The sequence below is a fragment of the Salinicoccus sp. HZC-1 genome (assembly GCF_046736035.1).
Classification (GTDB): domain Bacteria; phylum Bacillota; class Bacilli; order Staphylococcales; family Salinicoccaceae; genus Salinicoccus.
In genome coordinates, this window is record NZ_CP177130.1 from 936098 (window position 1) to 961157 (window position 25060).

General features: G+C 45.4%; 23 protein-coding genes. 19 read left to right on the forward strand and 4 right to left on the reverse strand.

What is annotated here, in order from left to right:
* Positions 1-36: 36 nt before the first annotated feature.
* Genes ACKRAT_RS04685 through ACKRAT_RS04695 form a run of 3 tightly spaced genes read left to right on the forward strand, consistent with a single transcriptional unit; the run spans position 37 to position 3115 of the window.
* The gene (locus ACKRAT_RS04685) at positions 37-1389 is read left to right on the forward strand and encodes a cytochrome ubiquinol oxidase subunit I (RefSeq protein WP_411843940.1); all 1353 of its coding nucleotides are present in this window, start codon (positions 37-39) and stop codon (positions 1387-1389) included.
* A complete protein-coding gene (locus ACKRAT_RS04690; RefSeq protein ID WP_411843941.1) occupies positions 1389-2414 on the forward strand; it encodes a cytochrome d ubiquinol oxidase subunit II in 1026 nt (341 codons plus the stop codon). Before ACKRAT_RS04685 ends, ACKRAT_RS04690 begins: the two co-directional genes overlap by 1 nt.
* Before the next feature lie 38 nt (positions 2415-2452).
* Entirely contained in the window at positions 2453-3115 is a 663-nt protein-coding gene (locus tag ACKRAT_RS04695) for a potassium channel family protein (protein ID WP_411843942.1), read from the forward strand.
* Positions 3116-3171: 56 nt separating this feature from the next.
* Here ACKRAT_RS04695 and rnjA read toward each other — a convergent pair whose 3' ends face one another.
* Positions 3172-4869, reverse strand: coding sequence for a ribonuclease J1 (gene rnjA, locus ACKRAT_RS04700; protein ID WP_411843943.1), 1698 nt, complete (start codon positions 4867-4869; stop codon positions 3172-3174).
* Positions 4869-5084, reverse strand: a complete 216-nt coding sequence (locus ACKRAT_RS04705) for a DNA-dependent RNA polymerase subunit epsilon (RefSeq protein WP_411843944.1) — start codon at positions 5082-5084, stop codon at positions 4869-4871. The genes rnjA and ACKRAT_RS04705 overlap by 1 nt, the downstream gene beginning before the upstream one ends.
* 303 nt (positions 5085-5387) lie before the next feature.
* Between ACKRAT_RS04705 and ACKRAT_RS04710 the strand changes: the two genes are divergently transcribed.
* Positions 5388-5651 carry a hypothetical protein gene (locus tag ACKRAT_RS04710; protein WP_411843945.1) on the forward strand — a complete coding sequence of 88 codons (264 nt, stop codon included), beginning with the start codon at positions 5388-5390 and terminating at the stop codon, positions 5649-5651.
* A 66-nt stretch (positions 5652-5717) separates the two neighbouring features.
* On the opposite strand, the gene def is transcribed toward ACKRAT_RS04710, so the two are convergent.
* Entirely contained in the window at positions 5718-6269 is a 552-nt protein-coding gene (def, locus tag ACKRAT_RS04715) for a peptide deformylase (protein ID WP_411843946.1), read from the reverse strand.
* A gap of 114 nt (positions 6270-6383) precedes the next feature.
* Here def and ACKRAT_RS04720 point away from each other — a divergent pair, with 114 nt between their 5' ends.
* From ACKRAT_RS04720 to ACKRAT_RS04750, 7 genes are all read left to right on the forward strand, one after another.
* Positions 6384-7010, forward strand: a complete 627-nt coding sequence (locus ACKRAT_RS04720; RefSeq protein ID WP_411843947.1) for a YkyA family protein — start codon at positions 6384-6386, stop codon at positions 7008-7010.
* 169 nt (positions 7011-7179) lie between these two features.
* Entirely contained in the window at positions 7180-8289 is a 1110-nt protein-coding gene (gene pdhA / locus ACKRAT_RS04725) for a pyruvate dehydrogenase (acetyl-transferring) E1 component subunit alpha (protein WP_411843948.1), read from the forward strand.
* Between the two features lie 3 nt (positions 8290-8292).
* Positions 8293-9270 carry an alpha-ketoacid dehydrogenase subunit beta gene (locus ACKRAT_RS04730; protein WP_411843949.1) on the forward strand — a complete coding sequence of 326 codons (978 nt, stop codon included), beginning with the start codon at positions 8293-8295 and terminating at the stop codon, positions 9268-9270.
* 24 nt (positions 9271-9294) lie between these two features.
* Positions 9295-10617: a dihydrolipoamide acetyltransferase family protein gene (locus ACKRAT_RS04735; RefSeq protein ID WP_411843950.1), complete on the forward strand. Its 1323-nt coding sequence runs from the start codon at positions 9295-9297 to the stop codon at positions 10615-10617.
* A 6-nt stretch (positions 10618-10623) separates the two neighbouring features.
* A complete protein-coding gene (gene lpdA / locus ACKRAT_RS04740) occupies positions 10624-12030 on the forward strand; it encodes a dihydrolipoyl dehydrogenase (protein ID WP_411843951.1) in 1407 nt (468 codons plus the stop codon).
* A gap of 68 nt (positions 12031-12098) precedes the next feature.
* On the forward strand, positions 12099-12374 hold the full coding sequence (locus tag ACKRAT_RS04745; RefSeq protein ID WP_411843952.1) for a UPF0223 family protein: 276 nt from the start codon (positions 12099-12101) through the stop codon (positions 12372-12374).
* 148 nt (positions 12375-12522) lie between these two features.
* Entirely contained in the window at positions 12523-13602 is a 1080-nt protein-coding gene (locus tag ACKRAT_RS04750) for a DUF4064 domain-containing protein (RefSeq protein WP_411843953.1), read from the forward strand.
* An 83-nt stretch (positions 13603-13685) separates the two neighbouring features.
* On the opposite strand, the gene ACKRAT_RS04755 is transcribed toward ACKRAT_RS04750, so the two are convergent.
* On the reverse strand, positions 13686-13931 hold the full coding sequence (locus ACKRAT_RS04755) for a hypothetical protein (RefSeq protein ID WP_411843954.1): 246 nt from the start codon (positions 13929-13931) through the stop codon (positions 13686-13688).
* 335 nt (positions 13932-14266) lie between these two features.
* On the opposite strand from ACKRAT_RS04755, the gene ACKRAT_RS04760 reads away from it, so the two are divergent.
* The 8 genes from ACKRAT_RS04760 (at position 14267) to leuC (ending at position 25051) form a co-directional block, all read left to right on the forward strand.
* Entirely contained in the window at positions 14267-15247 is a 981-nt protein-coding gene (locus tag ACKRAT_RS04760; protein WP_411843955.1) for a bile acid:sodium symporter family protein, read from the forward strand.
* Between the two features lie 36 nt (positions 15248-15283).
* Positions 15284-16987 (forward strand): dihydroxy-acid dehydratase, encoded by a 1704-nt coding sequence (gene ilvD, locus ACKRAT_RS04765; protein ID WP_411843956.1) that lies wholly within the window; start codon positions 15284-15286, stop codon positions 16985-16987.
* A 625-nt stretch (positions 16988-17612) separates the two neighbouring features.
* A complete protein-coding gene (gene ilvB, locus ACKRAT_RS04770; protein WP_411843957.1) occupies positions 17613-19352 on the forward strand; it encodes a biosynthetic-type acetolactate synthase large subunit in 1740 nt (579 codons plus the stop codon).
* Complete coding sequence (gene ilvN, locus ACKRAT_RS04775) at positions 19340-19858, forward strand: acetolactate synthase small subunit (RefSeq protein ID WP_411843958.1); 519 nt, start codon at positions 19340-19342, stop codon at positions 19856-19858. The genes ilvB and ilvN overlap by 13 nt, the downstream gene beginning before the upstream one ends.
* A 55-nt stretch (positions 19859-19913) precedes the next feature.
* Positions 19914-20966 carry a ketol-acid reductoisomerase gene (gene ilvC, locus ACKRAT_RS04780; protein ID WP_411843959.1) on the forward strand — a complete coding sequence of 351 codons (1053 nt, stop codon included), beginning with the start codon at positions 19914-19916 and terminating at the stop codon, positions 20964-20966.
* Positions 20953-22500 (forward strand): 2-isopropylmalate synthase, encoded by a 1548-nt coding sequence (locus ACKRAT_RS04785; RefSeq protein ID WP_411843960.1) that lies wholly within the window; start codon positions 20953-20955, stop codon positions 22498-22500. The genes ilvC and ACKRAT_RS04785 overlap by 14 nt, the downstream gene beginning before the upstream one ends.
* Before the next feature lie 23 nt (positions 22501-22523).
* Positions 22524-23630 carry a 3-isopropylmalate dehydrogenase gene (leuB, locus tag ACKRAT_RS04790; RefSeq protein ID WP_411843961.1) on the forward strand — a complete coding sequence of 369 codons (1107 nt, stop codon included), beginning with the start codon at positions 22524-22526 and terminating at the stop codon, positions 23628-23630.
* 17 nt (positions 23631-23647) lie between these two features.
* Positions 23648-25051 (forward strand): 3-isopropylmalate dehydratase large subunit, encoded by a 1404-nt coding sequence (gene leuC / locus ACKRAT_RS04795; protein ID WP_411843962.1) that lies wholly within the window; start codon positions 23648-23650, stop codon positions 25049-25051.
* The last annotated feature ends 9 nt before the right edge of the window (positions 25052-25060 follow it).

Sequence of the window (25060 nt, forward strand, 5' to 3'; positions counted from 1 at the left end):
TATAATTAGGGGTAAGTTATTAAAGAGGTGATCTTAATGGATGACGTTTTACTTGGACGTGTACTGACAGCGACAACGCTCGGATTTCATATTATATTCGCAACTATTGGTGTCGGTATGCCCATCGTCTTCATGGTGCTCGAGTTTCTGGGTATCCGGAAGAAGGATACTGACTACCTGACTATGGCGCGCCGTATCGCAAAAGGATATACGGTGACAGTTGCGGTAGGGGTTGTGACCGGAACGATTATCGGACTGCAGCTTTCGCTCATATGGCCTGATTTTATGAGGCTTGGCGGACAGATTATTGCACTGCCGTTATTTATGGAAACATTTGCTTTCTTCTTTGAGGCAATCTTCCTGGGGATATTCCTGTATACATGGGATCGTTTTAAAAACCCATGGCATCACTGGCTTTTAAATATCCCGATTGTTATTGGTTCTACATTATCCGCAGTATTCATTACAACGGTGAACTCATTTATGAACACACCTGCAGGCTTTGATATGGTTGACGGGGCATTGACCAACATCGAACCGCTTGCTGCGATGTTCAACCCGTCCACAATGGTGAGGGTGTTCCACGTTGTTGCGACTGCATATGCGACGGCAATCTTCATCATTATATCCATCGGTGCATTTAAACTGCTCCGTTCTAAATTTAAAGAAGACCGCGAGTATCATAAAAAAGGGCTGAAGGCGTTGATGATCGTCGGCCTGATTGCAGTGTCCATGACTGCACTTGCAGGGGATCTGTCTGCAAAATTCCTGCATGAGCATCAGCCGGAAAAACTTGCCGCACTTGAATGGCACTTTGAGACTGAAGACAATGCCGATCTGATACTATTCGGCATGCTGGATGAAGAAAACCAGGAAGTCAATTATGAGCTTAGAATACCGAGTTTCCTGAGTTTCCTGGCAGGCAGTTCATTTGATACGGAAGTTACCGGGTTAAATGACATACCCGAAGATGAACATCCGCCTCTGGTTATCCACTACTTCTTTGACATCATGGTATTCTTTGGGTTCTTTGCGCTCGGGGTGTCGGTCCTTTACTTCATTGCGAAATTCACCAGGCTGGACGAATACCATCCGGCACTGCTGTATGCCTATGTACTGACGGGGCCGCTGACGATGGCATCCATCGAAGCAGGGTGGTTCCTCGCAGAGATGGGACGACAGCCGTGGATACTGAGAGGATATATGAGAGTGTCCGAAGCGGTCACCAACGCAGAAGGACTGGGTGTCACACTCATTGCATTCGTAGTCCTTTACGCAGTGCTCGGTTTCACATGTGCCTACGTGCTGCTGCGGATGTTTAAAGGTAAGAGTGCACAGCAGGAACGCTTTGACTTATATGGAGAGCGTTATGAAGGAGGTCATCTGTAATGAACTATGAAATCATAGGGGTCACAGTGCTTTGGACATTCCTTTACGGCTATATCATCATTGCTTCAATTGACTTCGGTGCAGGATTCTTTAATTTTTACAGTAAAGTCGCGGGTACGGATAATATCATCAGCCCGATTATCGGAAGGTATTTGAATCCGGTATGGGAAGTGACGAATGTCTTCTTCGTTTTCTTCTTCGTGGGTATTGTGGGATTTTATCCGGATACTGCCTATTATTATGGGACAGCACTGCTGATTCCGGCGAGTATTGCACTAATACTGCTCTCCATACGGGGGAGCTACTACGCATTCAACTCTTATAACAGAGAGTCGAAAATATCATGGGCATTCCTGTACGGTGTCACCGGGCTGCTCATTCCGGCTTCCCTGTCTGTTGCGCTGGTCATTTCAGAGGGCGGATACATCGTTGAAGATGCGAATGGAATCCAGCTGAATCTGGAAGAACTGTTCTTCAGCACCTATTCGTGGTCGGTTGTGTTCCTGGCGATTATTACCGTGCTCTATGTATCCAGTGCGTTCCTGACATTCTACGCGAACCGTGCAAAGGCGACAGAAGCGACAGAGCTTACACGCCGGTGGTTCCTGATCTGGGCGCTGCCGATGCTTGTCATAACACAGTTCGTTTTCCTGGGGCTTCGCGACCATAACTATGAACACTTCATGAGCGCCCAGGAAGTATGGTATTTATTCGGCTTAAGTCTTGTGTTCATGGGAATCGCAGTTTATCTGGTCTGGAAACGTAAAAATTACGGAGTTGCATTTATCATGATCATGCTGCAGTACGGGTTCGCGTTTTACGGCTATGGAATCAGTAAGATGCCTTACATCCTGTATCCATATGTTGAAATCAACACATCTGTCGTCAACGATGCGATGGCACTTGCTTTAACGGTCGTGTTCATACTTGGGCTGCTTATGCTTATCCCTAGCCTTGGACTGCTGCTCAGACTTTTCCTGTTTGATAGGGATTACGTACAGGGGAAAGATGAAAGTAAATATTAAGCATATATAATTTTTAACTTATGAAGGGGAAATGAACGATGGATAAAGAATTCGCGATAATAGGACTGGGTCGTTTTGGCGGCAGCATTGTCAAAGAGCTGAGAGAGCTCGAGATGGATGTATTGGCCATAGACGTAGATGAAGATCGTGTGAATGAGTTTGCAGATATCGCAACTCAGAGCGTTATTGGGAATACAACGGATGAAACAGTGCTTAAAAACCTGGGACTGCGGAATTTTGATAATGTCATTGTCGCCATCGGCGATAATATCCAATCGAGTATTTTAACCACATTGCTGCTTAAAGATCTGGGTGTCAAAAAAGTGACTGTAAAAGCGCAGAGTGATTATCATGCACGTGTGCTTGATAAAATCGGTGCGGACGTTGTCGTCCACCCGGAACGGGATATGGGAAGACGTATTGCACATAGGCTGGTTTCATCGTCTGTTCTGGATTATCTTGAATTATCCGACGAACACTCTATTGTTGAAGTATATGCAACTGAGAAATTGGCGAATCAATCGCTCCTGGATCTCGATATCAGGGCAGAGTTTGGCGTGAGCATCATTGCAATCAAAAGGGGATCCGATATTATAGTCAGTCCCGATCCAACGGTTAATATAAAAGAAAGTGATGTACTCATCGTCATCGGCTATGATGAAGATTTGAACAAGTTTGAAAAAACATTAAGCAATGATTAATTGTGGAAAACAAAAACATCCCCTGACCGGTCCGGTCAGGGGATAATTTTTTGTCATTATTGTTTTTGTGTGGTTTCAGCATCCTGATTGACTCTCATGATCATCGGCAGAATCATCGGTCTTCTGCGTGTTTTTCTGTAGAGATGGTTGCTGAGTTCTTCAATGATAAGCTGCTTCACGTGATACCATTCAGCATCATTTTTAGTATTTAAAAGATTGATGACATCGCCTTTGATCTTCTTTTCGGCACTGCGGATCAGCCCATATGACTCTCTCATATAAACAAAACCGCGTGAAATGATATCCGGTCCACTTAACAGTTCGCCGGTTTTAAAGTCGATGGAAACAACGACAATCGCAAGTCCTTCTTCAGAAAGATCTTTTCTGTCGCGGAGCACGATGTTACCGATATCTCCAATGCCTATACCATCAACAAATACTGTCCCGGCCGGAACACGGTGTGAATGTCTCGCACTGTCTTTTTTAAGTGCAAGCACGTCGCCGATTTCCATAAGGAAAACATTTTCAGGATCAATACCTGTATTGACGGCGAGTTCTTTATGCAGATGAAGCATGCGGTATTCACCGTGAATTGGCATGAAGTACTTTGGTCTCATCAGTCTCAGCATAAGTTTTTGTTCTTCCTGGGATCCATGTCCTGAAGTATGAATGTTGGACAGTTTTCCATGGATTACGTCTGCTCCTGCTTTGTACAATGCATTGATAGTACGGTTGACGCTGAGCGTGTTACCAGGGATTGGTGACGAACTGAAAACTACAGTGTCATCCGGGATTATGCTGATCTGACGGTGTGTCCCATTTGCGATTCTGGAGAGGGCAGCCATCGGCTCACCCTGGGAACCGGTACAGAGAATCATCACTTTATGCTTTTCAATTTTGTTGATCATCTTCGGTTCAATGAATGTTTCCGGCGGCGCTTTAATATAGCCGAGTTCGGTACCGATGCGGATATTGTTTTCCATGCTTCTGCCGAAAATGCAGATTTTACGGTCAAGCTTGACCGCTGCATCTATAGCCTGCTGGACACGGTAAATATTAGATGCAAAGGTTGCGAAAATGATTCTCCCTGTACATTTTCTGAAAATATCTTCTACATTCTGACCGACAGCTTTTTCACTGATAGTAAAGTTAGGCACCGTCGCATTTGTAGAATCGGAGAGGAGGCAGAGCACACCTTCTTCACCAAGCTGGGCCATCTTGGCAATATTTGCCGGCTCACCGACCGGTGTAAAGTCAAATTTGAAGTCACCTGTATGAACAATGTTGCCTTCCGGTGTTTTTACAACGACACCGTATGCTTCCGGAATCGAATGCGTGGTGAGATAAAACTCAATTGACATGTGTTTGAATTTCAGTACTGTATCTTCTTCGATCGGATTCAGTTCTGCTGTGCGGAGGAGATGGTGTTCCTCCAGTTTATTGCGGATTAAACCGAGCGCAAGCGGTCCGGAATAAATGGGTACATTCATTTCTTTTAGTAAAAATGGAATTCCGCCGATATGGTCCTCATGACCGTGGGTAATAATAAGTGCACTGATCCGGTCCTGATTCTCTTTCAGATACGTGTAATCCGGGATGACATAGTCAATGCCAAGCTGTTCGTCATCGGGAAATTTAATCCCTGCATCTATCACTATGATTTCATCCTTATACTCCACGCAGTAAGTGTTTTTTCCGATTTCCCCGAGTCCCCCGAGGGCGAATACACCTACTTCACCTTTTTCAAGAGTCATCAGAAGTTCTCCACCTTAAAGTCTGAGTTGTTCTCTTTTTCGTACTCCAGGTGCTCGGGACTCAATTCTTGTACGAATTCAATGTTATAGCTTTCATCTTTCAGGCCAAGTCTTACATCCGTTTCAGATTCTGCTTCAAAATAACGGGTATGTGTATCCTCGCGAATAATTCTGTAATCCAGTGTTTCCTGGAAAAATACTTTAAAAACTGCCATTTGTTATTATCTCCTTCATATACTTATATTAATATTTTAAAATTATAGTGATTTTAATGGTTACAATAAAAAAATGTGTGCTGCTTAAGACAGCACAATAAGGAGAGGGGTGTTAGTCCCCCTTCATGTATTCGTTATTCAGCAACCCTTTTCTACCGAGAATGCGTCTAAGCTTCTGCTTCAGCTTCTTGCGTAAACGTTTAAGCATACAGACCACATCCCTCATTCAGCTTAAGTTTATTTTACATTATAGACGTATGACATGCAAAGACTTTATAATAGAAGAAAGTGGAGGGATAAAATATGAAAGAAAAGAAAATCTTCGAAACGATCCTTTTAGAGCGTGAAAGACAGGACCGGGATATGATCAGATTGGAATTCAATGTGCATACTGATGTTGTAGTCATGAATTATATTTACGAAGAGCCGGCTGGTGATGAAGACGTACATAAGCAACGTCACAATCACGATCCGGAACTTTTGGATGAAGAAACATTTGAGGCACTTAAGAAAAAATTATACGAGCATAATATTCCGTTTAAACAAAGACGCGACGAGTTCATTTAATGAACTTGCTGCGTTTTTTGATGTCAGATATAAAAAAGACCAGCCGCAGCTGATCAAAAACATTTATCATTCAACCGGTCTTGCACCGATTTTAGGCTCCATCGGCATCTCTTCGTCAATACGGTCATAGAACATTACACCATCCAGATGATCGAGTTCATGCTGAAGGACGACAGCGAGCAGCCCTTTCGCTTTGATTTCGATCGGCTTACCCGCGATATCCAGGGCAGTCACTTTAACCCTTTGGTGACGGTGCACGAGTCCGGGGATATCTTCGTCCACACTCAGACAGCCTTCTCCGCTGGGAAGGTAAGTTTCTGCTACAGAATGGCTTTTCACTTTCGGGTTGATCAGCATGAAGTCGTATTCTGCTTCACCATCTTCTCCCTCTATATAAATCGCAAGCATCCTTTTATCAAGACCAACCTGCGGTGCGGCAAGCCCAACACCTGGTCTGAGACCGTATTTTTCGGCAGTCTCTTCATTTTGTGAGTTTACGAGATATTCTCTCATTTCTTTAAGCTGTTCAACTGTTTCCTGATCTATTTCTTTTATTTCTGCCGCTTTATTCCTGAGGATCGGATCAGGATCGCGGACAATATCTTTCATAGTGAGCAAAATAAAACCCTCCTGTTTCATATATACATTTATTTATTATACTATAATATACGAGGGATTGTGATATTCTCAAATTATAATATTTATAAAAAATCGATATTTGGAGGTCGGAGTATGAAGAAATTAATCACGGGACTGGCGCTGACAATAGTGATGATTGCCGGGTGTTCATCAGATGAAGATGAGCTGACGGATTTTTATAATGCGTTTCAAGAGACCGTTGAAGTGGAAAAGGATATTGAGTCAGTTTCTCAGGAATTCAATTCTCTGGAGAGTGAGAAGGCTGAACTTCAGGGATCGCTTGAAAATGCAACAAGGGAAGAATTGCCTGAAATCAGTTCGCAGCTTGTAGATAACACTGAAGCCCGTATTGAACAGCTGGATGCGGAAGTAGCCATAATGGAGGACAGCAGAAGCCGCATGGAATCATCTAAGCAATATATTGAAGAGATTTCCGACGAATCCAACAGGAAAAAAGCAGAATCGCTTGTGAATGCCATGGATGCGAGATACCAGGCACACGGGGAGATGATTGGCAGTTACAAATCAGTTCTCGAAAGTGAAAAACAAATTTTTGAATACCTTGGAGAGGAGGATATCTCACAGGATGAGGTAGATGAACAATTGAACAGCCTGGGCGAAGAATATCAAAAAGTTGAAGAGAAAGCTGATGCTTTTGAAGAGGAAACGGCTAAGGTGAACGAAATTAAAAAAGAGATTGAGGAATTGATAAAAGAATAGACAATGAAAGCGCTGTATTATATAACAGGTTCTGCTGTTATAGTACAGAGAAACGCTTTAAATCAACGTTTTGAAGGGTCTGTTATAGTTGTGTTTATTTTACTAATATAACAGCATATGATAAAATATAGTTAATCATTGAAAATTTGAAAGGTATGGTGAACAGTTTATGGCACCGAAGAAAAAAAGCTTCGATCCAGTAAAATTGCTTGAAGAGATCGAAAACAAGTTTGAAATGTTCCAGATTTTAGACCAGGAAGGCAAGGTCGTGAACGAACAGGAGATGCCCGACTTATCTGATGACGAGCTTGTAGAGCTGATGGAACGCATGGTATGGACACGCGTCCTGGACCAACGCTCAATTTCCCTCAGCAGACAGGGACGGCTTGGCTTCTATGCACCGACTGCAGGACAGGAAGCTTCACAGCTGGCAAGTCAGTATGTACTGGAAAAAGGGGATTACATCCTGCCGGGCTATCGTGATGTTCCACAGCTGATCTGGCATGGTCTCCCGCTGACGCAGGCATTCCTGTTCTCAAGAGGACACTTCAAAGGGAACCAATTCCCTGAAGGTGTGAATGCGTTGAGTCCGCAGATTATTATCGGCGCGCAGTATGTACAGACTGCCGGTATTGCGCTTGGTATTAAAAAACGTGAAAAAGATGCTGTCGCAATCACTTACACTGGTGACGGCGGTACTTCCCAGGGTGACTTCTATGAAGGCATCAACTTTGCAAGTGCCTATAAGGCTCCGGCAATCTTCGTCATTCAGAACAACCACTACGCGATTTCCACACCGTGGGAAATGCAGACGGCTGCCAAAACACTTGCACAAAAAGCAGTGGCATCCGGTGTGCCAGGTGTTCTGGTTGATGGCATGGATCCGCTCGCTGTCTATAAAGTGACAAAAGATGCACGCGACCGTGCAGTTGCCGGCGGCGGTCCGACTGTAATAGAAATGCTGTGCTACCGCTACGGTCCGCATACAATGGCAGGGGATGACCCGACCCGTTACAGAACTTCCGACGAAGATTCTGATTGGGAGAAAAAAGATCCTCTCGTTCGCTTCCGTGCTTTCCTTGAGGGAAAAGACCTCTGGAGTGAAGAAAAAGAGAACGAAGTGATGGAACAGGCTAAAGAAGACATTAAGAAAGCCGTCAAAGAAGCAGATGCAACTGAAAAACAGACTGTTACTCAATTGATGGATAATATGTATGACGAAATGCCTTCTAACCTAGAAGAACAGTATGAAGTCTACAAAGAAAAGGAGTCGAAATAATCAATGGCAGAGATGACAATGATTCAGGCGATCACTGATGCGATGGCCACTGAATTGAAAAATGACGAAAATGTCCTCGTCTTCGGTGAAGATGTTGGTGTAAACGGCGGTGTATTCCGTGCGACCGAAGGTCTTCAAAAGGAATTTGGCGAAGATCGCGTATTCGATACACCGCTCGCTGAGAGCGGACTGGTTTCAATGGGTCTCGGCCTCACTCTCGAGGGCTACCGTCCAGTCGTTGAAATCCAATTCTTTGGGTTCGTTTTCGAAGCGATGGACGGCATAGCCGGACAAATCGCCCGTAACAGAGCGCGTTCCGGTGCGTCCAAAGAAACGCCGGTTGTAATCCGTGCACCATTCGGCGGCGGTGTGCATACGCCGGAACTGCACGCTGATTCTCTTGAAGGACTGATGGCACAGTCACCAGGACTAAAAGTGGTCATTCCTTCAAACCCGACAGATGCGAAAGGTCTGCTGATTCAAGCGATCCGTTCGAACGATCCGGTCATATTCCTTGAGCACATGAAACTTTACCGCTCATTCCGTGAAGATGTTCCGGAAGAGGACTACACTGTTGAAATCGGCAAAGCGAAGGTCAAACGAGAAGGCGATGATATTACATTGATCGCTTACGGTGCCATGGTTCAGGAAGCAATTAAAGCAGCAGATGCACTTGCAGAAGAAGATATATCTGCTGAAGTCATTGACCTCAGAACCGTATCACCGATTGACTATGAAACACTTGTAGAATCAGTTGAAAAAACTAACCGTGCCGTTGTAATTCAGGAAGCACAGCGCCAGGCGGGAGTGGCAGCAAACGTTGTTTCAGAACTGTCAGAACGCTCAATCCTGAGTCTCGAAGCACCAATCATGCGTGTAACAGCGCCTGATACTGTTTATCCTTTCACACAGGCAGAGAGCATCTGGCTTCCGAACAAGGACGACATTATAGAACGTGCAAAACAGGTAATGGATTTTTAATCACCACTAAAGGAGGAAGTTACTGTGGCATATGAATTTAAACTGCCGGATATCGGTGAAGGTATCCACGAAGGTGAAGTTGTTAAATGGTTCATCTCCGAGGGCGAAGAAATCAAAGAAGATGATGTACTGGCAGAAGTACAAAACGATAAAGCTGTTGTAGAAATCCCATCTCCAGTTGACGGTACTGTTAAAAAGCTTCACGTTGAAGAAGGTACTGTAACAACTGTCGGTGAAACAATCGTAACGATTGACGATGGTTCTGAAGACAGCGGGGAAGCGGACGCCTCTGATGATAAATCAGAAGAAAAAGCAGACGACGCCAAAGAAGAAAAATCCGAAGAAAAATCAGATTCTGAATCAAAAGATGAAACTAAAGAAGAAACTCCTGATAAGAAGGAATCTGACAAAAAAGAAACTTCAGGAGAGCGCGTCATCGCGATGCCTTCTGTGCGTAAGTTTGCCCGCGATAACGATGTAGACATAAATGAGGTGTCCGGCAGCGGCAAAAACGGACGTGTGCTTAAAGAAGATGTTGAAGCATTCGCGAATGGCGAGCAAACTTCTGATGCATCCGCTGAAACTGAAGAAACAGCTTCTGAAGAGGCAGCTTCCGCAGAAACCAAGGCGGCGCCTGAAGGCCAATATCCGGAAACACGTGAGAAGATGAGTGGTATGAGAAAGGCGATTGCGAAAGCAATGGTCAACTCCAAGCAGACATCTCCACACGTTACCCATCTCGACGAAGTGGAAGTGGAAGCACTCTGGAATCACAGAAAGAGATTCAAAGAAGTGGCTGCAGACCAGGGCGTCAAACTGACATTCCTGCCATACGTTGTGAAGGCACTTGTATCAATGCTTAAGAAATACCCGCAAATGAATACTTCCATCGACAATGAAACATTTGAAGTAATTCAGAAACATTACTATAATGTGGGTATTGCTGCCGATACTGAAAGAGGTCTTGTTGTACCTGTAGTCAAGGAAGCAGATAAGAAATCTATGTTCGAAATTTCTGATGAAATCAACCAGCTTGCCGGCAAAGCACGTGACGGTAAGTTGTCTGGTGAAGAAATGAAAGGTGGATCCATGACGATTTCCAATCTTGGATCAGCTGGCGGACAATGGTTCACACCTGTTATTAACCAACCTGAAGTCGCTATCCTGGGAATTGGCCGCATTGAGCAAAAACCTATGGTAGTAGATGGTGAAATCGTTGCGAAACCAGTGCTTGCACTTTCTATGAGCTACGACCACAGACAAATTGACGGAATGACAGCACAGAATGCATTGAATCACGTTAAGCGTCTGCTTAACAACCCAGAACTATTACTAATGGAGGGATAAGAGCATATGGTAGTTGGAGATTTTCCTATTGAAACTGATACTATAGTAGTTGGCGCCGGACCAGGCGGTTATGTTGCAGCAATTCGTGCAGCACAGCTCGGTCAGAAAGTAACAATTGTTGAGAAGGGTGACCTTGGCGGTGTATGTCTGAACGTTGGATGTATTCCTTCCAAAGCGATGATCTCTTCTTCACACCGTTTCCATCAGGCTCAACACTCTGAAGACATGGGTGTTGTAACTGAAGGCGTCAAACTCGACTTTTCAAAAGTCCAATCCTTCAAAGAAAGCGTAGTTAAAAAACTCGTTGGCGGTGTCGAAGGATTGCTTAAAGGCAACAAAGTGGAAATTGTCAAAGGCGAAGCTTACTTCGTTGATTCTGGCAAAATGAAAGTCATGGATGAAAAACAATCTCAGACTTACGAATTTAAAAATGCAATTATCGCTACTGGATCCCGTCCGATTGAAATACCTGGATTCAAATATGGCGAACGTGTACTGGATTCCACAGGAGCACTTGCTCTTGAAGAAAAACCGGAAAAACTCGTTGTCATCGGCGGAGGCTACATCGGTTCCGAACTCGGTACTGCATATGCAAACTTCGGCACTGAAGTGACAATTTTGGAAGGTACTAAAGATATTCTCGGCGGATTCGAAAAACAAATGACACAGGTTGTTAAAAAGAACCTCAAGAAAAAAGGCGTTACAATCGTAACTGAAGCGATGGCTCAGTCTGCTGAAGAAACTGATAACGGTGTTAAAGTGACTTACGAAGCCAAAGGCGAAACACAGGAAGTCGAAGCGGACTACGTACTTGTTACTGTAGGACGTAAGCCGAATACTGATGAGCTCGGACTTGAAGAACTTGGTATCAAGATGACTGACAAGGGTCTTGTTGAAGTAGACAAGCAGTCAAGAACATCTGTAGACAATATCTTTGCAATCGGCGATATTGTGCCTGGGCTTCCACTTGCACACAAAGCAAGCTACGAAGCTAAAGTTGCAGCTGAAGTAATTTCCGGAGGAAAATCCGAAGTGGATTATCTCGGCATCCCTGCTGTATGCTTCACTGAACCGGAACTCGCGACTGTAGGTTACAACGAAGCTGACGCTAAAGAAGCTGGTTTTGAAGTTAAGACAGGTAAATTCCCATTCGCAGCGAATGGTCGTGCGCTTGGTCTTAATGAAACAGACGGTTTTGTCAAACTTGTTTCACGTAAAGAAGATGGGCTTCTCCTTGGCGCTCAGGTTGCAGGAACTGGTGCTTCCGACGTCATTGCTGAACTCGGTCTTGCGGTTGAAACTGGCATGACTGCTGAAGATATCGCTTTGACAATTCATGCGCATCCAACACTCGGTGAAATTCCGATGGAAGCAGCAGACGTTGTTCTCGGCCAACCAATACACACTATGTAATAGTGAATATTGTAAATCAGGCGTCCTTTTAGGGCGCCTTTTCTTATACAGGGAGTGAGTTTAACAATATGACTGAAGAATACAGTTACCCGATTGATGTGGACTGGACGACAGAAGAGATTATTGTTGTTGTCCAGTTTTTTGAAACAGTAGAGCAGGCATTTGATCAAGGTGTATCCTCCGATATTTTAAATGAAAACTACCGCAGGTTTAAAAACGTTGTCCCATCCAAAGCGGAAGAAAAAACGATATTCCGTGAATTTAAGCAGAGCAGTGGTATTGAAGCATACCAGGCTGTGAAACAGTTAAAGGAAATAGAAGAAGAACAGACGATAAAAGTCTGATAAAAAAGGCCGTGAAATTTCACGGCCTTTTTTCATATACATATCAGGATTTTATATATTATTACCGGATTAATGATAGGTATATTTGATTAAAATATGTCATGTAGGGTAATATTCAATATAAAGACAAAAACTTTTGGAGGGCATTATGGCTAAAAAACAATATACACAAACTGTAGAGCCGGTTAGCCGGATAGCTGAAAGAATTTTCGGCTGGCTGGCATGGATTGCACTACTCGCGATTACAGGCTTAATTTTATTCTTTTCTTTAGTGATGGTAAATGATCCGGCATTCATTGATTCTACCAGACAGCAGGTGCAGGATGTCATTGCCCAGCAAGGATCAGGCGAGTTTTCACCTGATCAGATGACCGAGCAAGTACTTAACGCGCTAAACAGTTCATGGATGATTGCACTATATCTGGCAATACCATTGATTCTGGGCCTTTTCGGTCTAATTATGATGAGACGTAGAATATTAGCAGGATTCCTGCTGCTTATTGCAGGTATTTTGACTGCACCGCTGGTCTTCGCTGTAATCACGGGTCTTATCCCGTTGTTCTTCGTAATTGCGGCGATTCTGCTCTTCGTCAGAAAAGACCGCGTCATTCCTCATGATGATACTCATACGGCAGGCGAAGAGAGAAGACATGATGATTATGACAACCGCATGCGTGAAGAAGACAGAGCAGACAGAAGTACTGCTGCAAGTGCCGGGGCTGCCGGTGGCGCAGCATCCAGAAGACAGGATGATGGAGATGAGCGTACGGACGATGTGAAGACTTACGACCGTGCACAGTCAGACAACTCCTATGAAAATAACGATCTAGAGGAAACCCGTAAATTCAGAACAATTGATGATGAAACAGAACGGGATTACAGAAACCGTGACGAGGGCCGTTCGGATGCAGGAGTAACCACTTACGATGATGAGCGCCTGCAACGCGGTGACGATCGTTATGTAGGTAATGACAACATCAATGGGGAATCTGACAGATATGTCGACGGCAATATCGATTCACGTGAAACGACTGAACCGGTGACTGAGGAAGAGTATGCACGCCGGGATGGAACATCAGGATTTACTGATGAGGTTGACGGAGATGATGGTAAAACATTGAATGATACGGAAGACAAACGTCGTCGCCCATCAAAAAATGATAATTATGATTATGATGCTTCACGTGAAAGAAGAAATAATCTAGACCGACGTAATAATGGCAAATAATAATTGTTGAAATAAGAACACCCGATCTAAAAAAAGATTGGGTGCTCTTTTTGATTCTATTACTCCGTTATCAAATAATCCAGTTAAGTTTGGCTGATGGTTTTCAACTGTTGAACCGGTGTCGGATCTCCCCTGATTTTTAATACAGAATAAGAGATTGTCAGTTGTTGTGAGAAAATGCCGAAGTTGTTAAGTATCGGCAGTATTATTTCACGACAGCATCTGTCCGGATGAAATGTTCCGTCTTTTTTGCCCAACTCCAAAATTTCTAAGAACTGGTCGGCAATCTCTCTCTTTGATTCAAAATACTGTTTTGATGATGCCGGCATCGCCGGCGCTCTTTATTAATTTCACATAATCCCTTTGTATTCTCCTTTGTACAATATAAATTATGTAATTCATATATCAGAATCAAATGACTTATTTAATTGCCAGCATAAAAAATAAGTATTATTTCATATTTTATATATATACATCACTTTATTGTAAGCGATACCAATAGGATGTTTGCAATTGTTTTCCAACATAAATCCTCTAAGTTATATTTCAAAGATTCAAAAAATTTTAATTAAAGACCTAGGCTAATTTTGAATTATCTGCTAATATACTCTTTATAGTTTTAACCAAAACTGAATAGGTTTGGGTCCAATAAGGAGGGAATGTAATGAAAGCAGTTGCCAGGTTCAGCCAGTTTGTCGGAAATACTTTCGCAGTCTGGGTTATTTTATTTGCAGTAATCTCTTTTATATTTCCCGGAGGGTTTACATGGATTGGTGCTTATATCAATCTGCTTCTGGGAATAATCATGTTTGGCATGGGGCTTACTTTAAAGCTTGATGATTTCAAGAGAGTGTTAAAGGCGCCGAAGATCGTGTTCATCGTGGTCATCGCCCAATATACAATCATGCCGCTAATCGCTTTAGGACTGGTTTTTCTCTTCCAGCTGCCGCCTGAAATTGCAGTGGGTGTAATTCTTGTCGGGTGCGCCCCGGGCGGAACGTCTTCGAATGTCATGACATTCCTGGCAAAAGGGAATACAGCGCTGTCAGTGACTGCAACAGCAGTTTCGACAGTGCTCGCACCAGTACTGACACCGGCGCTCACTTTATTGCTTGCGAGTGCATGGTTGCCTGTATCATTCATGGATCTGTTCATATCCATCGTACAAATTGTTTTAGTTCCGGTGATTTTAGGCCTTGTTGTGAGATACCTGCTGGGTGATCACATAGAAAAAGGCATTGCAGTGCTTCCGCTGGTATCCGTCATAGGTATTGTGGGTGTTGTTGCGGCCGTTGTTGCAGGAAACACCGAAGCGATCGTCCAATCAGGGTTACTGATCTTCCTGGTGGTCATTTTACATAATCTCATAGGTTATGGAGTAGGTTTCGGGGCGGCAAAAATATTTGGTTTAAGGCTTGCCGACCAGAAAACAGTATCTATCGAAGTGGGTATGCAAAACTCAGGTCTTGCTGCCGCTCTGTCCGCAGCACACTTTTCACCCCTGTCAGCAGTACCGGCAGCATTGTTCAGTGTATGGCACAATATTTCAGGGTCGTTGATCGCTACATGGATGAGTAAGAAAACCGATGACAGCGAAGCACCTGAAAAGGATAAAAAAGCCGGTGTTGAGCAAGTACATGTATAATAAATAATTGAAAGATAATAAAAGGTGGTCCAGAATATGTCTACTGAAGGAAAAACAAAAAAGGATTTACGCATCAAAAGTCATGTCTATACTGAGAGTAATGTAAAAGCGCCAAACCGGGCGATGCTCCGTGCGGTGGGATTGACGGATGAAAGTTTCACCAAGCCGCAAATTGGTATTGCGAGTACTTGGGCGGAAGTGACACCATGTAACATCCACTTGAACGATTTGGCACTGGAAGCTAAAAAAGGCGCAAAGGAAGCCGGCGGAGTGCCGCTTCAATTCAATACAATAACTGTATCTGATGGTATTTCCATGGGGACACAGGGTATGCGCTACTCACTGCCTTCCCGCGACTTGATCGCTGATTCCATTGAAACAGTTGTCGGAGCTGAGAATCTCGACGGTCTCGTGGCAATCGGTGCATGTGATAAAAACATCCCGGGGTGTGCGATTGCGATCGCAAACGCAGAAGTGCCTGCTGTATTCGCATACGGCGGAACAATCGCCCCGGGTGACCTTCGCGGACAGGATATCGATCTGGTATCCGTGTTTGAAGGTGTGGGCAAACACAACAACGGAGATATCGACGACAAAGAACTGAATGCAATCGAATGCAGTGCGTGTCCGGGTGCAGGGGCATGCGGCGGTATGTACACAGCGAACACAATGGCTTCCGCAATGGAAGCGATGGGTATGAGTCTGCCGGGCAGTGCCTCCAATCCGGCCGAATCCGAGGCAAAAGCTGAAGATATTAAAGCTGCCGGTGAAGCGGTATACAACCTTCTGGAAAAGGGCATCTACCCGAAAGACATCATGACAAAAGAAGCATTTGAAAATGCAATTACGGTTGTCATGGCACTTGGCGGATCGACAAATGCAATCCTGCATCTGCTTGCAATCGCCCATGCAGCCGAAGTGGATATCAAAATTGATGACTTTAACCGCATGCAGGAAAAGGTCCCTCATCTGGCTGACCTGAAACCGAGCGGCCGCTATGTGATGCAGGACCTTTATAAAGCAGGCGGCGTGCAGGGTGTCATGAAGATGCTCCACAGAGAAGGTTACATCCATGGGGACTGCATGACTGTAACGGGCAAGACTGTTGCAGAAAACCTGGCTGAAGTGGATGATCTTAACGAGGGGCAGGATGTCATCATGCCGCTTGATAATCCGAAACGTGCGGATGGCCCGCTGATCGTTCTTAAGGGGAATCTTTCCCCGACAGGCGCGGTTGCCAAGGTTTCCGGAGTCAAAGTGAAACACCACGAAGGTCCGGCACGGGTATATGATAATGAAAAAGAAGCGACAGACGCAGTATTGAATAATGAAATTAATGAAGGCGATGTGCTTGTAATCCGTTATGTCGGACCTAAAGGCGGACCGGGCATGCCGGAAATGCTGTCTGTATCGAGCCTGCTGGTTGGTAAAGGCATGGGTGAGAAAGTCGCACTGCTTACTGACGGACGGTTCTCAGGCGGCACACATGGTCTCGTAGTCGGACATATTGCACCTGAAGCGCAGGCCGGCGGACCGATTGCCTTCCTTCAGGAAGGCGATATCGTTACGGTCGATTCTGACAAGAAAGAGATTTCATTTGCAGTATCCGATGAAGAGATAGAAAAACGCAAAGCGGAATGGACAGCACCGGAGCTTTACAAAAAAGGCGTGCTGGGCAAATACGCCCATAACGTCACTTGTTCATCACAGGGTGCTGTAACAGACTTTTTAACTAAATAAATGTGATCAGGCCTTTCCGGTATCCGCCGGGGAGGCCTTTTTTTACAGTAAAACATAAAAAAGTTTAAAAAAATCAGTTTTTATTTAAACCTTGTCATGAAAGGATTGTAAACGGTTTCATTGTCAGAAATATTAGATAATTTAAAATGATTTATGATTTAAGTGTTGATTTCTTTCTCCAAACGTTATAAGATTACTTTCAATATCACATATCAGAAATGTCTGATAACTTTTATCGGACCTGTTATATAGAAAAACGACGAAGGGAACGTATAGACGCCAATGGCAATTACCAGAGACCCGGAAATGCTGGAACCCGGGATTAGCCAAAGTCTTATATCTCGACCCTGAGTGCCGGACTGAAAGATGATTCCATCGAATAGGCCGAGCCGGGTGATCCATCACCCGTTACCAAAAAGAACTGCAGGCTGCAGTTCGTGAGGCATCCGCCGCAAGGCGCATGCAGATTTGGGTGGTACCGTGAAAGGTGACTCTTTTCTCCCCATATTGATACTTACATCAGAGTGAGTGTCTTTAGGGAGAGAAGAGTCATTTTTTTGTACCAAAAAGCTTTCCGCAGGCCGTACCCAAAGGACTCGCGTGAACTATAAGGAGGTAAGTGGTAATGAAAACTCAAACAGAAACTGAAATGAAAATTGAAGAGCAGAAACAGAAGCTTAGAACCGGGGCGGATTTGTTTATCGAGTCCCTGGTGGAACAGAACGTCGATACAGTGTTCGGTTACCCAGGTGGTGCCGTGCTTCCGATTTACGACGCGCTGCATCGCGCTCAGGCACCATTCCAGCACATAATGTGCAGACATGAACAGGGCCTCATCCATGCAGCTGAAGGATATGCAAGAGTCACAGGTAAGCCTGGTGTCGTCATTGCCACTTCCGGCCCGGGAGCGACAAACTTGGTTACGGGCATTACGGATGCAATGATGGATTCACTGCCGGTAGTCGTCTTTACCGGCCAGGTATCCACTGCAGTGATTGGATCCGACGCTTTCCAGGAAGCGGATGTTATCGGAATCACGACACCAATCACCAAGCACAATTACCAGGTGACAGACTTAAAAGAATTGCCAAGGATTATAAATGAAGCATTCCATATCGCATCAACAGGGCGGCCGGGGCCGGTCGTTGTGGATATCCCGAAAAACATCGCTCAGGAAATTTCCGATGAAAGTTTCGAAAAGGATTTCCATCTTCCGGGATACCAGCCGACTATCAAGCCGAACCCGCTCCAGATCAGAAGATTGGCCGAGGCACTGGCAACAGCCAAACGGCCCGTACTGCTTGCCGGCGCCGGTATTCATTTTGCAGACGCGAATAAAGAACTTCTCGAGTTTGCTGAAAAGTACAGCCTGCCGGTCACAACCACATTGCTCGGTCTGGGAAGCTTCCCGGGACAGCATGAACAGGCACTCGGCATGGCAGGCATGCACGGTTCATTTGCCGCCAACATGGCGATATACGAAGCGGACCTGCTCATCAATATCGGCGCGAGATTCGACGACAGGCTGACCGGTGCACTTCAGCACTTCGCACCGAACGCAAAAGTGGCCCATGTGGATATAGATCCGGCTGAAATCGGCAAAAACGTTGAAACGAAAATACCGGTTGTCGGAGACGCAAAAGAAGCACTGAAAGGCTTGCTTGAAATCGATATTGAAAAAGAAGATTGCACTGCCTGGTACGAGAGTGTCATGGACAATAAAAAAAGCAGTCCATTCTGGTTCAAACGCTCAGATGATCTGATCTCACCACAGTGGCTGATTGAAGAACTGCACCGTGAATCAGACGGACAGGCCATCGTAACGACGGATGTGGGACAGCATCAGATGTGGGCAGCCCAGTTCTACCAATTCAATGAACCGCATAAATGGGTGACATCGGGCGGACTTGGAACGATGGGGTTCGGCCTTCCAGCAGCAATCGGCGCCCAGCTCGGCCGTCCGGAGGAAACAGTGGTATCCATTGTCGGAGACGGCGGTTTCCAAATGACGATGCAGGAACTTGCAGTCATCAAGCAGCATCAACTGCCAATCAAGGTCATCATCGTTAATAACGAGGCTCTGGGCATGGTCAGACAGTGGCAGGAAGATTTTTATGAAGAAAGGTATTCCTCGTCTCTGCTGACGGAGAATCCGGATTTTGTAAAACTGGCTGAAGGCTTCGGCATCAAAGGGATCAGAGTCGCAAATGAAGCGGATGTACCTGCAGTTATGAAAGAGGTCTTTTCCTACGACGGTCCGGTACTTGTGGATGCAAGAGTCCAGAAACTGGATAAAGTATTCCCGATGGTTGCACCAGGCAAAGGAAATCATGAAATGTTAGGAGTGAGAAAATGCGAAGAATAATCACTGCTACCGTCCAAAATTCAAGCGGTGTCCTGAACAGGATTACAGGGATGCTCTCCAAAAGAGCATTCAATATTGACAGCATTACAGTCGGTACATCAGAAGTCGAAGGCATTTCCAAAATGACATTCGTCGTTGATGTGCCAGATGAAAGCAAAATTGAACAACTGACAAAACAGCTGAACAAACAGATCGATGTACTGAAAGTCAATGATATTACCGACTATTCGATTGTTGCCCGGGAGCTTGCACTGATTAAAGTAGGCAGCACAAATGCAAACCGCTCTGAAATACAGGGTGCCATTGAACCATTCAGGGCAAGAGTGCTTGATATATCACGGGACAGCATGATCATTGAAGTGACAGGCAAGCCGGATAAGATTGAAGCGCTTGTCGATTTGCTTCAGCCCTACGGCATCATAGAACTCAAAAGAACCGGGGTGACGGCTTTCCGACGTGGAAAGCAGCCCAAACAGCTCCAGGACATAGGGACGATAAGTATTTAACGCAGGAACAATTGAATTTATTATATATAAGAAACTAAAAACAAACACTCAAATAATGGAAGGAAGATTTATAATGACAAAAGTATTTTATGACAAAGACATCAACAAAGAGGCACTCGAAGGTAAAAAGATCGCAATCGTAGGTTACGGATCACAGGGACACGCACATGCACAGAATCTCCGTGACAGCGGTTATGATGTAGTAGTCGGCCTTCGCCCGGGGAAATCCCAGGACAAAGCCGCAGAAGATGGCTTTGACGCAAAATCAGTTGCTGAAGCAGTAGCGGAAGCGGATGTTACTATGGTTCTCCTTCCGGATGAAAACCAGCCGAAGGTTTACGAGGAAAGCATCAAAGATAACTTGAAATCAGGCAGTGCTCTGGCATTCGCACATGGCTTTAACATCCACTTCAACCAAGTGGTTCCAAGAGAAGATGTTGACGTGTTCCTGGTAGCACCTAAAGGACCGGGACATCTTGTACGCAGAACATATGAAGAAGAAGCGGGCGTTCCTGCACTATACGGTGTATTCCAGAATGTAACAGGCAATGCGACAGACGTGGCAATGGCTTACGCAGCAGGTATCGGAGCAGCCAGAGCCGGTGTTCTTGAAACTTCATTCCAGGAAGAAACGGAAACAGACCTATTCGGTGAGCAGGCGGTACTCTGCGGCGGACTCACGAGCCTCGTAAAAGCCGGTTTCGAAACACTTACTGATGCCGGATACCAGCCGGAAGTTGCGTACTTCGAATGCCTGCACGAGATGAAACTCATCGTTGACCTTATGTACGAAGGTGGAATGGAGAACATGCGCTATTCCATCTCCGACACAGCTCAGTGGGGTGACTTCGTATCCGGGCCGCGCGTAGTCAATGACGAAACGAAAGCACGCATGAAAGAAGTGCTTACAGAAATCCAAAACGGTGAATTCGCCAAAGGATGGATTCTTGAAAACCAGGCAGGCCGTCCACAATATAATGCAATCAACAATAAAGAATATCAGCATCCAATCACTAAAGTGGGTCAGGACCTGCGCGAGTTGATGCCTTTTGTCAAACAGCCGGTCAATGACAAAAAGAAAGAAGGGAATGTTCATGTCACGAATTAGGATCTTCGATACTACACTTCGGGATGGTGAACAATCCCCCGGGGTCAACCTTAATAAAATGGAAAAGCTTGAAATCGCAAAACAGCTGGAAAAACTGGGTGTTGATGTGATGGAAGCGGGGTTTCCGGCATCTTCGGAAGGAGACTTCCAGGCAGTGAAGCTGATCGCTGATACGATCAAGAACGTATCAGTGACGGCACTTGCACGTACAAGAAAAGAAGATATAGACAGAGCATGGGAAGCGTTGAAAAATACTCCAAGCCCAAGAATTCATATTTTCCTGGCAACTTCTCCGATCCACATGGAATACAAACTGAAAATGAAGCCTGAACAGGTGATTCAGCAATCGGTGGATATGGTCAAATACGCCAAAGAGAGGTTCAAGGAAGTGGAATGGTCCGCAGAAGATGCGACCCGTTCCGACTGGGAATTCATGGCACAGATCATCGAACAGGTCATCGATGTCGGTGCGACGGTGATCAATCTTCCGGACACAGTGGGGTATACAACACCCGACGAATACGGCCGCATGTTCAAGTTTATGAAGGAAAATGTACCGAACATCGACAGGGCCGACCTGTCCTGCCATTGCCATAATGACCTTGGACTTGCAGCGGCAAACACGATCGCAGCAATTGAAAACGGTGCGACACAGGTTGAAGGAACAATCAACGGAATCGGCGAACGTGCAGGCAATGTTGCGCTGGAAGAAGTGGCGGTTGCCCTGCACATCCGTTCCGACCGGTACAGCTACGAAACAGGTCTTAAACTTAACGAGATCAAACGGACAAGCGACCTGATCGCAAAACTTTCAGGTATGTATGTACAGGCAAACAAGGCGATCATCGGCAGGAATGCCTACGCCCATGAAGCAGGCATCCATCAGGATGGCGTATTGAAAAATGCAGAAACATACGAAATCATTACACCGGAACTCGTCGGTGTATCATCAAATACGCTGTTCATGGGAAAACATTCCGGAAAACATGCATTTAAAGATAAAATCAAAGAGTTTGGCGTAGAGATGACGGATGAAGAAATCAAAGCCACGTTCAAGCGCTTCAAAGAACTGACGGATCATAAAAGGGAAGTCACGGACGACGATATCTACACGCTGATAATGGAAACGAAAACCGAGCACTCAGCGGTCAATAAATACACACTGGAAAATTTCCAGGTGAACTACGGCACAGCAAATATTACGACGGCGACTGTTTCGCTTAAAACACCTGAAGGTGAAACGGTGCAGACCGCAGCGACGGGGAACGGGAGTGTCGAAGCGTTGTATAAAACAATCCAGCAGCTCATTGATGCAGAACTCAGCCTGCTGGATTACCAGCTCAATTCGGTCGGCGGCGGGAAAGATGCGCTTGCAGAATCCCATGTACAGCTGTCGGTCAACGGAGAAACAGTCAATGGACGCGGTACAGCACAGGATGTCATCGAAGCTTCTGCCAATGCGTATATCAATGCAGTGAATAGATCTCTTATTAAGGCGAAGGCCGCTAAAGAGACAGAAGTAGTCAACGGATAAAATTTTTGGATGGAGGGGTTCAGATGAGAAAGCAAATTATTATGTTGCCGGGTGACGGCGTTGGACAGGAAATTATGGAAGGTGCCAAAGCAGTGCTCAATGCTGTGGCGGGCGAGTACCATCACGAATTTGTTTTTCATGAGCATGCAATCGGCGGAGATGCGATTGACCGCTATGGTACGCCGCTGCCGGAGGAAACAGTGAAAGCATGCAACAGTGCAGATGCTGTATTACTCGGAGCAGTTGGCGGACCCAAATGGGATGATGTGGAACCCCGCAAAAGACCTGAGAGAGGGCTTCTCGGCATTCGCAAGTCATTGGGACTGTTTGCAAACTTACGTCCGGTCACAGGATTCAGCTCACTCGTACATTCCTCTCCTCTAAAAACAGAAATCGTTGACGGCTGCGATATTCTCATCGTACGTGAACTCACCGGCGGCCTTTATTTTGGTACACCGAGTGAAAGAAGAGATGAGGGCAACTCGGTTGTCGATACACTGCAATACACACGCGCGGAAATCGAAAGAATCGTCGAAAAAGGATTTGAAGCGGCACGGATGAGATCCGGGCACCTTACATCCGTTGATAAAGCAAACGTTCTTGAGTCCAGCAGAATGTGGAGAGAAGTAGTCAATGAAAAGGCGAAGGATTATCCGGAAGTGACTGTAGAGCATCTGCTTGTAGATGCAGCAGCAATGAAACTGATCACGAACCCGAGGCAGTTTGATGTGATTGTCACTGAAAACCTGTTCGGTGATATTTTAAGCGACGAAGCCTCGGTGCTTACCGGCTCACTTGGAATGCTGCCTTCTGCAAGCCTTCGTACAGACGGCGTGGGGCTTTACGAACCGGTTCATGGTTCGGCGCCCGATATCGCGGGACAGGATATCGCGAACCCGCTGGGCATGATTCTTTCAGCAGCGATGATGCTCCGCCATTCATTCGGAATGGAAGAGGAAGCAGCAGAAATAGAGCGTGCAGTGAATGAAACCCTGGAGGGCGGATTCCATACTGTGGACCTTGATCTGAAAAAAGGTAAAATTGTCGGTACTCAGGATATGGCGGAAAAGGTCATTGAAAATTTTTCAACAAAGAGCATTTCAAATGCAATTTGCAGTTCGTATATGTAAGGAAAAGGTGTATGAATATGGGAAAAACAATTATTGAGAAAATTTGGGAAAAGCATATAGTGCATAGTGAAGCGGATAAGCCGGATTTGATTTATATCGACCAGCATCTTGTTCATGAAGTGACCTCACCCCAGGCGTTTGAAGGTCTTCGTCTGAATAATCGTAAAGTGCGTCGTCCGGATTTGACTTATGCAACGATGGATCACAACGTGCCTACGAAAAACAGAGAAGTCATCAAAGACGAGATTTCTAAAAAACAGATGGAAACACTGCGGAAAAACTGTGCAGATTTTGGAGTCAAACTGGCAGACATGTACCACCCGGATCAGGGGATTGTACATGTCATCGGACCGCAGCTTGGTCTGACACAGCCGGGTAAAACAATTGTTTGTGGAGACAGCCACACTTCAACGCACGGTGCATTCGGTGCCCTTGCATTCGGTATCGGTACAAGTGAAGTGGAACACGTGCTTGCTACACAGACATTGATGCAGTCGGAACCAAAAACGATGAATGTCAAAGTCAACGGTAATCTTGAGCCTGGCGTGACTGCAAAAGATCTGATTTTGGCCATCATCTCGAAGTTCGGAGTGAAATTCGGGACGGGACACGTTATCGAATATACTGGTGAAGCGATTAGAAGCCTGTCAATGGAAGGCCGCATGACAGTATGCAATATGTCCATCGAAGGCGGTGCGCGAGCGGGTCTGATCAGTCCGGATGAGACGACGGTTGAATTCCTCAGAGGCCGTGAGTATGTGCCTGAAGGTGAAGCTTATGACGCACTCGCAAAAGAATGGCTGAATCTTGCTTCAGATGAAGATGCTGAATATGACATGACTCTTGAAATTGATGCAACGGAAGTGGAACCGCAGGTATCCTGGGGCACAAATCCAAGTATGGTCGTTCCAATCAGTGCAGCAACACCATCACTTGATAGTGTTGAAAATAAAGACGAAATCAGAAGAGCATTGGAATATATGGGACTTGAAGAAAATCAGCCGATTTCTTCCATTGAAATCGACCATGTATTCATCGGTTCATGCACCAACTCCAGATTACCCGACCTGCAAAATGCAGCAGATATCGTAAAGGGTCATAGAGTCAAAGACGGTGTCCGTGCAATCGTTGTTCCTGGATCCTTCAGTGTTAAACTGCAGGCGGAAGAGCTTGGTATTGATCAGGTGTTTAAGGATGCAGGATTTGAATGGAGAGAGTCAGGATGCAGCATGTGTCTTGCGATGAACGATGATGTCGTTCCCGCAGGCGGCCGCTGTGCATCCACTTCAAACCGTAATTTCGAAGGACGCCAGGGTTCGGGGTCGCGAACGCATCTTGTGAGTCCTGAAATGGCGGCAGTCGCTGCAATAGAAGGTACATTTACAGATGTAAGAAAATTTAAAGCCGGAGTGCCGAGTTAGGAGGAGAAA